The 13,836-nt window shown below is 42.1% G+C and carries 14 protein-coding genes; 5 read left to right on the top strand and 9 right to left on the bottom strand.

Annotated features, from left to right (window positions below; genetic code table 11):
* Positions 1–479: 479 nt before the first annotated feature.
* The 3 genes from I6E83_RS09745 to I6E83_RS09735 form a co-directional block, all read right to left on the bottom strand.
* Positions 480–1,208, bottom strand: a complete 729-nt coding sequence (locus I6E83_RS09745; RefSeq protein ID WP_197101525.1) for a LysE family translocator — start codon at positions 1,206–1,208, stop codon at positions 480–482.
* A gap of 128 nt (positions 1,209–1,336) precedes the next feature.
* Positions 1,337–2,596: an acetylornithine deacetylase gene (gene argE / locus I6E83_RS09740; protein WP_197101524.1), complete on the bottom strand. Its 1,260-nt coding sequence runs from the start codon at positions 2,594–2,596 to the stop codon at positions 1,337–1,339.
* Between the two features lie 33 nt (positions 2,597–2,629).
* A complete protein-coding gene (locus tag I6E83_RS09735) occupies positions 2,630–3,283 on the bottom strand; it encodes a UPF0149 family protein (RefSeq protein ID WP_197101523.1) in 654 nt (217 codons plus the stop codon).
* 479 nt (positions 3,284–3,762) lie between these two features.
* Between I6E83_RS09735 and I6E83_RS09730 the strand changes: the two genes are divergently transcribed.
* Both I6E83_RS09730 and zapA read left to right on the top strand, forming a co-directional pair.
* Positions 3,763–4,203 carry a hypothetical protein gene (locus I6E83_RS09730; protein ID WP_194197634.1) on the top strand — a complete coding sequence of 147 codons (441 nt, stop codon included), beginning with the start codon at positions 3,763–3,765 and terminating at the stop codon, positions 4,201–4,203.
* A gap of 116 nt (positions 4,204–4,319) precedes the next feature.
* A complete protein-coding gene (zapA, locus tag I6E83_RS09725; RefSeq protein WP_197101522.1) occupies positions 4,320–4,766 on the top strand; it encodes a cell division protein ZapA in 447 nt (148 codons plus the stop codon).
* Positions 4,767–4,945: 179 nt separating this feature from the next.
* On the opposite strand, the gene I6E83_RS09720 is transcribed toward zapA, so the two are convergent.
* From I6E83_RS09720 to I6E83_RS09705, 4 genes are all read right to left on the bottom strand, one after another.
* Complete coding sequence (locus I6E83_RS09720; RefSeq protein WP_320158389.1) at positions 4,946–5,251, bottom strand: hypothetical protein; 306 nt, start codon at positions 5,249–5,251, stop codon at positions 4,946–4,948.
* Between the two features lie 267 nt (positions 5,252–5,518).
* Positions 5,519–7,612 (bottom strand): glycine--tRNA ligase subunit beta, encoded by a 2,094-nt coding sequence (glyS, locus tag I6E83_RS09715; protein WP_197101521.1) that lies wholly within the window; start codon positions 7,610–7,612, stop codon positions 5,519–5,521.
* A gap of 9 nt (positions 7,613–7,621) precedes the next feature.
* Entirely contained in the window at positions 7,622–8,632 is a 1,011-nt protein-coding gene (gene glyQ / locus I6E83_RS09710; protein WP_197101818.1) for a glycine--tRNA ligase subunit alpha, read from the bottom strand.
* 377 nt (positions 8,633–9,009) lie between these two features.
* On the bottom strand, positions 9,010–9,222 hold the full coding sequence (locus tag I6E83_RS09705) for a PspC domain-containing protein (RefSeq protein WP_110923323.1): 213 nt from the start codon (positions 9,220–9,222) through the stop codon (positions 9,010–9,012).
* A gap of 544 nt (positions 9,223–9,766) precedes the next feature.
* On the opposite strand from I6E83_RS09705, the gene nadR reads away from it, so the two are divergent.
* From nadR to I6E83_RS09690, 3 genes are all read left to right on the top strand, one after another.
* Entirely contained in the window at positions 9,767–10,843 is a 1,077-nt protein-coding gene (nadR, locus tag I6E83_RS09700) for a multifunctional transcriptional regulator/nicotinamide-nucleotide adenylyltransferase/ribosylnicotinamide kinase NadR (protein WP_197101520.1), read from the top strand.
* Positions 10,844–10,906: 63 nt separating this feature from the next.
* Positions 10,907–11,638: a nicotinamide riboside transporter PnuC gene (pnuC, locus tag I6E83_RS09695; RefSeq protein ID WP_197101519.1), complete on the top strand. Its 732-nt coding sequence runs from the start codon at positions 10,907–10,909 to the stop codon at positions 11,636–11,638.
* 347 nt (positions 11,639–11,985) lie between these two features.
* On the top strand, positions 11,986–12,432 hold the full coding sequence (locus I6E83_RS09690; RefSeq protein ID WP_197101518.1) for a DUF962 domain-containing protein: 447 nt from the start codon (positions 11,986–11,988) through the stop codon (positions 12,430–12,432).
* 170 nt (positions 12,433–12,602) lie between these two features.
* Here the strand turns inward: I6E83_RS09690 and I6E83_RS09685 are convergent, their stop codons facing one another.
* Both I6E83_RS09685 and I6E83_RS09680 read right to left on the bottom strand, forming a co-directional pair.
* Positions 12,603–12,968, bottom strand: coding sequence for a hypothetical protein (locus tag I6E83_RS09685; protein WP_110923327.1), 366 nt, complete (start codon positions 12,966–12,968; stop codon positions 12,603–12,605).
* Between the two features lie 500 nt (positions 12,969–13,468).
* On the bottom strand, positions 13,469–13,836 hold a 368-nt coding region (locus tag I6E83_RS09680; RefSeq protein WP_197101512.1), incomplete at its 5' end, for a roadblock/LC7 domain-containing protein.

Genomic DNA, 13,836 nt, shown 5'->3' with positions numbered 1-13,836 from the left:
ATAACGGTAAAGCAAAATGTTAGGTAAACAGATAGCAGCAAGCACAATATGGCTTAGCACGATCGCAGAGCGATTTTGGCACAGTAGACTTAGAAGAGGGTTAGCGCAAGTAGATACAGAAGGCTATGCGTTGATATCATTCAATAGGATATCACTTAGTAGCTTACATATAAATTCAGCCAAACCTTTTCGAAGTCGTCATTGCTGTCATATGGTTTACACATTCAATCTTTAAAAACGTCTTGATAGTTAAATAGGACACGATGATTCCTCCATAGGTTATGGCCAATGTCAGGGCGACAATAGCAGGTTAATTGGAATGACTTATCACTTATAAAAGATAAGCGATATAAATCAATGCACCAATAATAACGGTTTAAAAATAAATGTCAACTTTTAATTTAAAAAAATACTAAACAATGAATATAATAAAAAACCACCTAATAAAATAATGATTTAAAACAATCATGGATAATTATTTATACCATAAAACTATTGATGACTTCAGCCAATAAAGCAGCGGCAATAAGGATAAATATCACCCCGCAACCACGATTGAGCCAAGCCAAGCGATGACCGACATCTAGCCAACTTGCCAGCTTTTTACCACCTAGGGTATAAACAACCTGCCAAATCGTCTCGCTAAAAAACAAGCCGATGGTCAATAAGATATATTGTGGCCATAGTGGCGCACTAAAATTGATGAACTTAGGAAAAAAGGCAGCAAAGAACAAAATAGCTTTAGGATTAGATAGTGATACCCAAACCCCCGTACGAAACAAAATCAGGTTACTTGGCGCTGTTTTCACGGCAGCACTAGAGAGCGAGCGTGACGGCGGTGTGGCAGCCACACCTTCAGAGACAGGATAATCAGCTGCCACCTCAGCACTCAACTCACGAGCATCGCTCATCAAGCTACCATCACCCGCATCGCGCCATGAGCTGATACCCAAATAAATCAAGTATGCCGCGCCCACGGCTTTGATGATCGTCAACAGCCAAGGTGACTGGCGACTGATCACATCGAGCCCAAGTAGAGTCGATAGCAGCAATACAAACAAGCCAAGACTCAGGCCTGCCAGCGTCCACAGCGTTCGTTTTACGCCATAGTTCATGCCATACTGAAACGCCAGTAGCATATTAGGACCAGGGGTCGCTGAGATAAAAAACGTACTTGCGAAAAACACTGCAAACAGATGCCAAGACATCAACCCACCCCTACGTCATTATGTGTAAGCGGTTCTAATACGAACGGCTCTGCCACTAAAAAATAAACACCGCCATTGAGACGGTGCACTTTGTACTCATTTATCGTAAAAATAAAACGTCTGCTATGCTACTGCGTAGATTCCTGAGTGGTACAGCTATCTAGCAACTTCTGTAAAAACTCATCACAACGGGCAATTTCGCTAAGCGCCACATACTCATCTACCTTGTGCGCCTGTTCAATACTACCTGGGCCACAGATAATCGTTGGAATGCCAGCATTGGTAAATTGTCCGCCTTCCGTCGCATAAGCCACTTTATGACGCTCATCATCCCCTGTCAGCGCAGCGATTAATGATTGCAGCTCGGCGCTATCATTATCAGTCATTGCGGGTACGCCTACTGCTTGCACCAGCTCAATACCAGTCTCTGGTGCTCGTGCTTGCATTTGAGCATTTAACTCTGCCACCTTTGCATGAATGGGCGCTAATATGTCGTCTTGTGTCATGTGCGGCAGGTTGCGATAGTCAAAGGTAAACTCGCACAGATTGGGGACGATATTGGTCGCGGTACCGCCCTGTATCGTGCCCACCGAAAGTGTTGAGTAAGGCACATCAAACAGCGCATCCCCATCACCAAGAGCATCATCGCGACGACTTATCTCTTCTGCCAGCTCATCGACATAACCAATCAAACGACTGGCATAGCTAATGGCATTAACCCCTTGCGCCGTCAATGACGAATGCGCAGACTTACCATGCACTCGGCAACGATATATGGCAATACCTTTATGTGCCACTACCATCGTCATATTGGTCGGCTCACCGACGATGCAATAATCAGGCGTGATACCGCGTGCCTTTAAATCTGCCAATATGAGTGGCGCACCCAAGCAGCCAATCTCTTCATCGAAGGACAGTGCCAAATGCAATGGGCGACGCAGCTGACCGCTGTTCGACCGTTTCACCGCTTGCGGCAATAATGTCAGCGCACAGCCGATAAAGCCTTTCATATCACACGCACCGCGACCATATAGCTTATCACCACGAATCGTCGCCGTAAATGGCTCTGATGACCACGCTTGGCCATCGACGGGTACGACGTCAGTGTGACCCGATAAGACCAGACCATGATTGACGATATCGGTATTTTCGCCAGCGGGTACTGTCACAAACAAATTGGCCTTGGTTTTGGCCTCATTAAAGGTCAAATCCACCGTTAGACCCAGCTGCTCACAGTAAGCTTTTACATCGTCAATCAAAGCCAAATTGGAATGCCGACTGACGGTATCAAAAGCAATGAGGCGGGTCAGCCAATCAATGCTGTTTGCCGGATAAGTGACCGTATCTATGGCTTGACTGTCACTATCCATATGGTTATTTATGCTCATAAAACATCCTTATTATGATACGTGATACTCGTATTATGAAGGGTTATTTTGATTCATGATATCAATAACTGGCGGCATTGGTTTTGGTAACTTACCTTCTGCTTGCAACTCTTTTGTCGTCTTGGCATCAATAGCGAGTCCAGAAATTAAGGCGATGTCTTTGACTGCTTTACGCTTACGGGTCGCAAAACTGACTGGCACCATACGCGCAAACTCATAGATATACAGATAAGACTCTTCACCACCTTCAAATATTTCGTCTTCCTCTAAACGAATGCCGCCAATCTTGGCCAAATCCGATAGCATCTCATTTTCGTCAGCGCTAATACTGCAATCGGTGATACCAAAGCCAGTCATAAAACCATTGGCCCACTGTTTCAAGGCCATCACGCGCTCGTACAAGTCGTGTTCATCATCAGGTATCAGCGGCATATAAGAGTAAGCATCATCTTTATCCTTCAGCTGAAACACGATATCTTCCGCTTCTTCGGCTAATAACGTCAATGCAGGCTCTGGTAATGCCGAAAAACTCAACTCCTCAAAAACCTGAGCCCATACAGCTTCATCAGGGGCATTACAGGCCGTCATAAGCCCTGTCATGAAGCCATGCACTTCACTGATAGACACGTCAGTCCAGTCATCAAAAGCGGTAAGCCAAGTGTTCCAGCCAGAGATATTGTCATTCATAATAGATGTCCTAGTGATTGATTATTACTTAAAATACAAAAACAGCCCCCGCGCAACATCATTGATGCGACGGTGGACCATAAAAAATAAAAAAACCAAGCTCAGGGTCTGTTGAACATTCAAATGTGGTGCTGGCAGTCACTATTTTTTGCCAATATGCAGTGAAATTTTTAATGCCTAGTCATTCTAGGTGAAACAATTTCGCCATATATTGGCAAAAAAGAGTACTGCCCTAAAAGGCTAATGCTAAAATCACCCCAAATGTTGTTGCAAGCCTAGCTAAGGTCTCGACATTATCGTCGACTTGCGCCTAATTTGGTGCAATTTTAGCGGTTAGCAGCCCTAATATTTGAATGTTCAACAGACCTTAATACTTGTAATTACTTTGTTGATATAGATATTATGCGGTCACCTATGGCATTATTAAACGCAGAGAACAAAATTCATTTACGCTTACTTGTGAAGGATAAAAACTGACTATGTATGATCAACTTAGAATCTTAGAAAAAATGGTACTCGACATCAAAAAACAGTATCAGCTTGTCAGTGCTGAACTTAGCAGCCTTAAACAACATCCTGTTGCTGATCCACAAGAGCTTACGGTGCTGAGAACCAAGCTCAAAACTAGCTATACAGAACGTGACGGTACTAAAAAACAACTAGGCGATCTCGACAAACGCTACCAAAGCCTTGCAGAAGCGCACCATATGATTGGTGAAGAGCAAGACAAGCTGCAAAAACAGATCGACCAATTACAACAACAAAATAGCGAGCTACAACAGCATAATAATGAATTAAAGCAGCAGTATAGCGACATTAAACAACAAAATAGTGAACTACAGAAAAAGAATCAATTGGCAGCCGAGCGTACACAAGTAGTATTAAAACGCTTAACCCATATTGACCAAGTAGAAGGCTAATAACTAAGCGCAATTTTTTATTATAACGACTCATTGCTTCTTATGAATTAAGCCAAGCTCATAACGGTAATATCTGATATTACTCACCTTACTGACCAAATATTGTAGGATTTATCATGACCGATGACCACAAAAAACCGATAGAAAAACAGCTGCCAAATAACCAAACGCAAAATACTGCACAACAACCAAAGAACGTCGCTACAGCGGCTTCAATTATACCGAATACCTCTGCTCAGCCTAATGCGAAAGCACCTAAAATCGCTGAACCACAAATCAAAAAGGTCGATATTGCCATTGCTGGCGTTAACTATCCAATCTACTGCCCTGTACATGAGCAAGAGGAGCTACATTCAGCCGTCTCTTATATTAACAACTATGCGCTAGACCTCAAGAGAGATGCACCAAGTCTTAGTCAAGAAAGCCTACTGGTACTGTGTTGCCTGAGCTTGTATGAGAAAATCCATGCCAATCAGAGAACTAGCGAAGACCGCTTGCAACAAGACAAGCAATCTGAAGCTCTACTGAATAAGATCATGAAGGACGCGCAGTCCATTCTATAGTAAAGTTCATATAAATCCGCTACATCGTCATCCTCGCTAACCATACTAATGTATAGCTTGCACTCGGCTTCCTTGTATTGGAATTCAACTACATAAGCAAATAGCACTTTATTAAAAAGATAAGCGCCTAGCCAACTCAAGCTAAGCGCTTTTTTATGCTTGAAACAAAATCTATCTATTTAGTCATCGGCACCATAAGTCTTGCCCGCGTGAAAATCTGCCTGATGCTCATAATTGCAAAAAAATAAGTCTTGATTGGTTTTTATAACACTGTCGCTATTGTCAGCCAAACTCGGCGTAGTCTGAAGGGTCTCTAGTACACCGCGATATTCAGCCAATCTATTACCACAAAAATTACACTGGCGCGGTGTGGTGACATCACCTGCTTTTGGCATCATGCTTTTAGGCGCACGCGGGTACATAAACTTATAAAAAACCCACATCGATGCCCAGATAATGAGGATAACAATAATAACGGCAAACACGGCAGTGCTCCTTCGAATATAGGTTAACGCGAGGAATAAAAACAGCTAATAAGCTAATGATTATTCAATACGTTTTAATAATATAAATTTTACCGTCAATAATAGCGATAACACAATGCCTTTGCAGTTTAATTACTGATTGCGCTGAATTGCTAGATAAATCCACTGAATGGTAGTCCTAAACAATGACGCTATTCTATAACAGAAAAACCTGACCACGATAGGCCAGGTTTTTGCATCAAAATTAACAACTATGTGTCAGTAGAGCTAAAGCTGTAACTCGCTGATATCCGCTACGGTTAAGAATAACGCGCGAACTTGCTTGAGCAACGCTAAGCGATTGTTCTTCAGCGCAGCATCTTCACTATTGACCATCACATTGTCGAAGAACTGTGTCAATGGCTTGTCTAGACTGGCAAGCGTTTGCAATACTTGCGTATAGTCAGCTTGTTCGAGTAATGGTTGCACCGCCGTTTGTGCTTGCTGCACACTCGCATATAGACTCTGCTCAGCAGGCTCAGACAATAACGCCTCATCAACATTATCAGCCACGCTCACTTCTGACTTGGCCAAAATGTTAGCAACGCGTTTGTTCGAATCGGCTAGCATTGACGCTTGTGACAACTCGCTAAATGCTTGCACTGCACGAATACGCTGATCAAAATCTAGCGGCATATGCGGGTTAATCGCTTGTACAGCTTGGATGGTATCAACGCTCACGCCTTGCTCGGTATACATCGCACGGTAGCGCGAGTTCAAGAACGCCATAACTTGTGTAAAGGTATCACCCATTTTGGCAATTTTACTACCGTCAGTATTACTATAGCCTTTAATCGCCTGCTCAACGAGCGCTACCAGATTAATCGGTAACTGCTTTTCGATCAAAATACGCAAAATACCAATAGCTGAGCGACGTAAACTGAACGGATCTTTTGAGCCAGTCGGTGCTTGGTCAATCGCAAAAATACCGACTAACGTGTCCAGACGATCCGCCAATGCTAAGCAGATACCAATCGGCGTCTGTGGCAATACATCACCACTGAACTTAGGCAAATATTGCTCTTCTAAACTGGCTGCTACGGCTTCAGGCTCATTGTTTAAGCGGGCATAGTAAGTACCAGCGATACCTTGTAACTCTGGATACTCACCAACCAATGAACTTGCCAAATCCGCTTTGGACAAAATACCAGCACGTACCGTTTCATCGATACTAATCTGCTGACCTTGCTGTTGCATCAAGGCCGCGATAAATGCAGCAAGCTTGGCTATACGCTCAGACTTCTCCCAAATCGTACCCAATTTATCTTGGAATACACGGTTTTTGAGACTTTCTGTCAGTGCAAACAACGGCTGCTTTTGGTCTTGTAAGAAGAAAAACTCTGCATCTGCCAAACGTGGACGCACAACCTTTTCATTACCTTCAATGATTTGGTTCGGGTCTTTTGACTCGATATTGGTAATAAAGATAAAGTAAGGCTGCAATTTTCCAGTTTTATCTGTCAGGCAAAAATATTTTTGATCCGCTTGCATGGTCGAGATTAGCGCTTCTTGTGGCACTTGTAAGAAACGTGCCTCAAAGCTTGCTCGTAGCGCAATGGGAAAATCAACCAGTGCAGTGACTTCATCTAACAATGTCTGCGGTACGATGGCATCTGAGTTGACTTCATCTGACAACGCTTTGACTTGGTTTTTGATCAGCATTTGACGCTTATCAAAATCAGCAACTACTTTTAAACCACTTAGTAATTCTTCATAGTCATTAGCATGAGCAATATTATGGTAGTCAGGGCTATGAAAGCGATGACCACGAGTTTGCGTTCCCGTCTGATGACCTTGGATAGTAGCGTCGATGACAGCGCTGTCTTGCATCAATACTGCCCACTGTACCGGACGGACGAACTCATTACGGCTAGCGCCTGAGCGCATACGCTTGGCAATCGGCAACTTATCAAGCGCGGTCTGAAAAATAGCTGGCAGCAATTCAGTGGTCGCTTGACCCTGAATGGTTTGCTCATAACCGACATAATCACCTTTATCGGTGTTAATCGTTATCAGCTCACTGGCTTCAATACCCAAACCTTTGGCAAAACCCATTGCTGCACGCGTTGGATTGCCATCGGCATCAAAGGCAGCTTTAATCGCTGGACCACGTTTTTGCTCACGGCGATCCGGCTGCTTATCACCAATACCCTGAATTTGAAGCGCTAAACGGCGCGGCGCAGCAAAGGCTTTAATACTATCGAAACTGATTTCTGCTTCAGTCAATTGCTCAGTAATGCTTGCTTGTAACGCGTCACGTAGTGGCTTTAGGCTTTTTGGAGGCAGTTCTTCACACCCCAGTTCAAATAGAATAGTACTCATGGGATGCTCCTATTTATTGTTATTAGTAGTTTGGTTTTTATTAACAGTCTGGTTGTTATTAGCAGTTTGATTGTCATCTGTGTTCTCAGTTGCCACATCTTCTTTTGGCAAATACTTATCGAGCGCTGCCTGACGATGGGCTTCATCTGCCAATGGGAAACCAAGCTTGGCGCGTGCTTCAACATAACCAATGGCGACCTTACGAGCAAGCGTACGTACACGTAGGATAAAGCGCTGACGCTCAGTTACGGAAATCGCACCACGAGCATCAAGTAAGTTAAAAGCATGTGAGGCTTTTAGCACCATCTCATAGGCTGGTAATGGCAAACCTTCAGCAACCAACTTATCAGCTTGCTGCTCATAAAAATCAAACATCTGACCCATCATTGGCACATCGGCGTGCTCAAAGTTGTAGGTAGACTGCTCGACTTCATTTTGATGGAAGACATCGCCATAAGTCACACGGCCAAATTCACCATCTGCCCACACCAAATCATAAACGCTATCGACGCCTTGCACATACATCGCCAAGCGCTCAAGACCATAAGTAATTTCGCCAGTCACTGGGAAACACTCAATGCCGCCGACTTGCTGGAAGTAGGTAAACTGCGTCACTTCCATACCGTTTAACCAAATCTCCCAACCAAGTCCCCACGCACCTAGTGTTGGCGACTCCCAGTTGTCTTCGACGAAACGCACATCATGCACCAGCGGATCGATACCAATGGCTCTTAGCGAGTCTAGATATAGCTCTTGGATATTAGGTGGATTCGGCTTTAGCACGACTTGAAATTGATAATAATGCTGTAAGCGGTTTGGGTTGTCACCATAACGCCCATCAGTCGGACGACGAGATGGCTGCACATAGGCAGCATTCCAACGCTCAGGACCTAACGAACGTAAAAAGGTCGCCGTATGGAATGTACCTGCGCCAACTTCCATATCATAAGGCTGCAAGATAACGCAGCCTTTGTCGGCCCAATAGTTTTGTAAGGTTAAAATCAAATCTTGAAAAGTCATCGGTTGAGAGTTTTTCGCTTGGGATGTCATAATAAAATCACTATGGAATTAGTATTAATAAATAAAACGTTGATAGCACTCGTACAGCCTATTCGGCAACGACTCTATTTGTCTGCTCACCTTACTAAAAATTGACTATTTTATCCATATTTACCTTAACTAAATTTATATCTCAGCGATAAAAATCCTATTATATGGCTCATTTATAATCAAACTGAAGCCATAAGCGTCATCAAAGCAATAGATAAAAAAATACCCAGATGCGCGAGCATCTGGGCAGGAGGAAAAGTATGTCTTTGGTATCCTGATTGATCAGGCTTTTTATTTTTTAATTAAACTTTGATTTTCAAAGTATAGCTTTAAATCTTCAAGATAATTTACTGATACGATTCACTGGTTGCTTTGGGCATGATTATCCATAAAATGATATAGATTAAGATGCCTGGTACTGCTGCACTCAACGATGAAATAATTACGAATAGCACTCTCACCCAAGTTGGTGACCAACCGACATATTCTGCAACGCCGCCCATCACTCCTGCTATCATACGGTTGTTCTGTGAGCGATGTAATTTCGCTAACTTAGCCAAATCAGATACCTCTCTATTATTTGTATTTTCTTATATTTTTTATACTTGTTTGCTATATTCAATCAAAATGCTACTTAGCCCTCTTGACTTACGAATAAGTATATCAACTATTCAGCCCCTATCTGTTGAAGATGTAGCAGTACTTTGTGAGTTTATGCTACCTAAGCTTGCCCTAATCTGTCATTAGGGCACCTAAACCCCTGATTTTAAATAATTATTTCAAAATGTTTCAAAGCTAGGTTTATTGCTAAAACCTTACGCTAATAATTCATCTGCTCAGTATTTTTTAATGCTATCAAATAGATAAGCATCATTTATGTAGTAATAAAGCTGGTAAAATTTAGCTTGATTAGCATAAAACTGGTCACTAATTATCTTCTAAAAAGACGAATAATCTATATAAAATTCTGCATCAAACTTGTGTTTACAATAACCTACCTGCAAATCAACTAAAACCTTTATATAGTCAAACTTATATCAGTCGGTACAAGTCAGAAAAACAAAATAAATATAAAGCCAAGATGAGGCACAGATAAGGATAATTATGTACGACACTGGATTGATGATTGGAAATTTTGAACCTCTACATTTGGGGCAGATACGCAGTATATTGGATGCAGCAGGACAAGCCAAAACCTTACATATCGTCATTATGGTGCATCCATCGCCGCATCCAGACTTTACGATTACCTTACAAGATAAAGCGCGTTGGCTACAGATGGCATGTGCAAACCTACCATTTATTCATATCCATACGACTCACGAGATTGAGCTACCGCTGCACGAGCACCTCTATAATGCTAATGAGGATGTCAGCGCCAATGATGATGTCACTATCGATATCGCTGCTAGTAATGCCAAATTGCAACGTTTAACGGACGCACTATCACTATCAGCAGAGACTGTATTGTTTATGGCGGACAATCATCCACTCACGAGAAACGACATTCAAGACCAGCTGCTTTTACAAGTGGTTACCACCCCACTACAGCCTGAGTTTGACTCTTATGCGATTGCTCGTGATCCGGTAGCGCATTGGTCAGCCATTCATCCGCAAGCTCGTGGTGACTATACCAAAACCGTCGCTATCGTTGGTGGTGAGAGCTCAGGTAAAACAACCTTAATACATAAGCTTGCTAATTATTATGGTGCCAGCTTTGCATTAGAAATGGGGCGGCTGTATGTCGGCACAGATTTGGGAGGTAGCGAGGTTGGGTTGCAATATAATGACTATGGGCCCATTGCCCTACATCATGCCCAAGCTATCCGAGAGGCGACAGCGAATGCCACCGCCCCTATCACCATCGTTGACACAGATTTTGTCACCACACAGGCGTTCTGTGAAGAATATGAAAATCGCACGCACCCGTTTGTGGCTGCTTGTATCGATGAGTTCCGTTTAGACCATACCATTATGCTAGATAATAATACGCCATGGGTTGATGATGGTATGCGCTCATTGGGCACGCCTGAAGCACGAGGGCGTTTTGAACAACGACTGGTTGATATATTTGCGCGCCATCATATCGAGCCATATATGATTGATGAGCCAGACTACGATGCCCGCTATCAGCAAGCGGTGCTATTTATTGACCAATACATCTACGGTAAAAATCCGTAAAATGGAAAATAACAGCATCAATCACTATGCGGCGACCAACTCTCATTTTAGGAAAGAAGCCTTATGCGTATTCAGCTACTAGACAACATCACCGGAAAATGGGCAATGCAATGGATTATTACTTGGTTCATTTGCGGCGTGGTTGCCCTATCCACTGGCTTTTGGCTCACCACAGACCATACCTCGCTCGATATGTTTTATTTGGGCGTGTCTTTTGTTGGTTTGGTCTGTGTTGTCTCACTGTCATTCCGAAAAAACGTCATGGGTAATGGTCTAGGCATGGCAGCAACTGCTGGCGAAGTAGTCGTACAAGCGACGTCTGGCGCAGTGGGCTTAATGCTTGCGCCGCTATTTAATTTTTTCACTCATGTCTACGGTATTTTTTATTGGTCAAAGCATACCGATCCTGATGGTGACATGATACCGAAGGCTGCTAATAAAGCCGTTTGGTTGATTACCGCTGCCTTCATTATCATTGGGCTTGCATTGTTCCCCACGGTAAATGAATTATTAGCGAGCTATGGTTATGTAGTGGTAGAAGATGATAGCAGCCTGTTTCTAGGGTTTATTTCTTTCTTTTGGATTAATGTTATTGCCTTCGTACTGTCAATTACGGCACAAGCCGCGATGATTTTGCGCTATTCATTTAACTGGTGGCTATGGATTGTCGTGAATTTTGTCTGGCTCATCGTCAACTTAATGTCTGGTAACTATATTTTTGCTATCCAAACTATGATCTATCAAATAAATGCCTTTATCGGTCTCTATGAATGGCATCGTAGCGAACAAGGTTAGTTTTTTAACCTTGAACTAATCTTGAACTAATACTGAAACGTTCAAGATGAAAAGTATAAACATATGGTCAGCTGTGTTGGCCACAATATTACTAGAGTCAGTTCAATATGATTTGGATACAAGAAAGCCGAGTGAAAGTGCTACAAGTAGTAGACTAAAGGAGCCTGACACCGTATCCAATTTATAGAGGATTTGACTATAGCATCATCATTTCTGACTGTGCCGTCTATTGGATAACATGGTAGATTGGCATAATTAATGCTAAAACTGATACTACGAATGTTATTGGCACCTGAACTGGTGGCCAGTATCAATTCATCCCTTTAATTACTAACAAGGAGGTTGGTATGGCTCGTGTTAAGCAGCAGAGAATGTCGAAACGCACACTTGAGCAGTGGCTCAGCGAGTACTCTATTAGTCATCAAAACCTGGTCAATAAAAAAATTCATTGGTTATGTGTCCCTACTATATTTGTCAGCCTGCTAGGCGTCGGAATGTCGCTATCTGTATGGTTTACCTTGGTACTTAGTGCCTTGGTATTATTGTTCTACATACGTTTATCCACGCCGCTATTTTTAGCAATGGGCATATTTATCTTAATTTGCTTGTCTGTTATGGTGTTCTTACCGTGGGGGTTTAAAGTGTGGGCGGGTATCTTCATCGTCGCTTGGATTGGCCAGTTTATCGGTCATAAAATCGAAGGAGAGAAGCCATCATTCTTTAAAGACTTACAGTTTTTATTAATTGGGCCAGCATGGGTCGCCAATAGTTTGATGCAACGTAAGAATAGCTAGCTAGATCCATAACATCTAGAGCTATAAAAAAAGTGCCACCCAACTGATTGTTGAGTGGCGCTTTTTCTGTCTAATTTCTCGTAATACATATAGTCCTATTGCTAGCCTGTTTAATAAGACCACAATAGATATCTACCAAATATGCATCGATTTAAATACTACCAATCAAATTATATTTCTAGCTTGCTTTCTATCCCTTGTACTTTACGACGTGCTAGTGCAAGGTTGGCTTTTGATTTATCAAGCACCAAGTAAATAAACAAATCTTCATGGTTATGTGTAGGACGAATGATATGTATTTGAGACTCTAACGTGATTAACATATCGTCAATTTCACCTTTGATACCAAGTGATCTCATTGTAGCGACTTTCGCTTTTACTACTTGTGCATTGCCAGCTGCAGCAAGCTCTAAATCTATACTGCCACCATTACCAGTCATACCTAATACCATACCTGACATGTAATCAACAACACAGGCACCCATAGCACCATCAAGATTCATTAACTCTTGTAAAGACTCATTGATATTTGACATTTTTTTCCTATCTACTTGGTTGTGGTTCAATAAAGTAACGCTAAAATTGTGAGATGTTTTTGATCAAGAAACATCAATAACGAAGTATGTCTTTCAGCAAAGATAATGAATCTTATTCATTAAAAAAACTAACATAACTTAGTAGTTCGCATTATACTCTATGTATTATAAGGGATATTATTTTGAACTAACCAGTCATGACAAAATAACTGCCGTCTGACATATAAAGCAGAGAAATATTATATATCTATTATTAGACATATCTCATCGCCGAAATAATTCCAAACAAGGTATAAATTAAAGTGAGGGTAATGTTCACTTATTAGCTATAATTTACAATGCTGCTTGAAAATATATTAATACCAACATCTAAATCACAAAAAAAAGCGCCCCTCAACTGATTGTTGAGTGGCGCTTTCTATTTTGATCTTTGAATTCGATAAATACCAGAGTAGCTATAATAGCTATGCGACTGCATTTGTCTTCACAGACAAATCACCCTACTCTCTAATAGCAGAGATTTCCCCAATCAATTTCTTGGTCTTATATCGTGCTTCGGCTAGTGCCATCTTATTGTGGGCAACCACCGTCAACACACAAGGCTTACCAATGTAGTCTGTTTTGACGAATAGTATATTGCCAGAAGTGGCTTCAACAATCGCAATATTGCATTGGCCTTGCTTCATTTGCTTTGCAGACGAATCACTTAGTGAAGACAGTGTGCTGCTCATCGCTGCAAATTTATCTGCTTGGTTACTAAGCTCGCTGACTGAGAAGCAGCTGATAGGAAAGCCATCTGTGGTACAGAGGCTGACCAATATAATTTCTCTATTAGCATCACATAAAGTTTTGATGTGGCTTAGTAATG

This window comes from Psychrobacter sp. SZ93C1, from assembly GCF_015864635.1.
Taxonomy (GTDB): domain Bacteria; phylum Pseudomonadota; class Gammaproteobacteria; order Pseudomonadales; family Moraxellaceae; genus Psychrobacter; species Psychrobacter fozii.
The sequence above is the reverse complement of the archived record's forward strand: the minus strand, read 5'-3'. Positions and strand labels throughout refer to the sequence as shown.

Excerpts from the sequence above, each read along its gene's own strand:
- I6E83_RS09730 (WP_194197634.1), top strand. The coding sequence starts at position 3,763 with ATGTATGATCAACTTAGAATCTTAGAAAAAATGGTACTCGACATCAAA.
- pnuC (WP_197101519.1), top strand. The coding sequence starts at position 10,907 with ATGCGTATTCAGCTACTAGACAACATCACCGGAAAATGGGCAATGCAA.
- nadR (WP_197101520.1), top strand. The coding sequence starts at position 9,767 with ATGTACGACACTGGATTGATGATTGGAAATTTTGAACCTCTACATTTG.
- I6E83_RS09685 (WP_110923327.1), bottom strand. The coding sequence starts at position 12,968 with ATGTCAAATATCAATGAGTCTTTACAAGAGTTAATGAATCTTGATGGT.
- argE (WP_197101524.1), bottom strand. The coding sequence starts at position 2,596 with ATGAGCATAAATAACCATATGGATAGTGACAGTCAAGCCATAGATACG.
- glyQ (WP_197101818.1), bottom strand. The coding sequence starts at position 8,632 with ATGACTTTTCAAGATTTGATTTTAACCTTACAAAACTATTGGGCCGAC.
- zapA (WP_197101522.1), top strand. The coding sequence starts at position 4,320 with ATGACCGATGACCACAAAAAACCGATAGAAAAACAGCTGCCAAATAAC.
- glyS (WP_197101521.1), bottom strand. The coding sequence starts at position 7,612 with ATGAGTACTATTCTATTTGAACTGGGGTGTGAAGAACTGCCTCCAAAA.
- I6E83_RS09735 (WP_197101523.1), bottom strand. The coding sequence starts at position 3,283 with ATGAATGACAATATCTCTGGCTGGAACACTTGGCTTACCGCTTTTGAT.
- I6E83_RS09745 (WP_197101525.1), bottom strand. The coding sequence starts at position 1,208 with ATGTCTTGGCATCTGTTTGCAGTGTTTTTCGCAAGTACGTTTTTTATC.
- I6E83_RS09690 (WP_197101518.1), top strand. The coding sequence starts at position 11,986 with ATGGCTCGTGTTAAGCAGCAGAGAATGTCGAAACGCACACTTGAGCAG.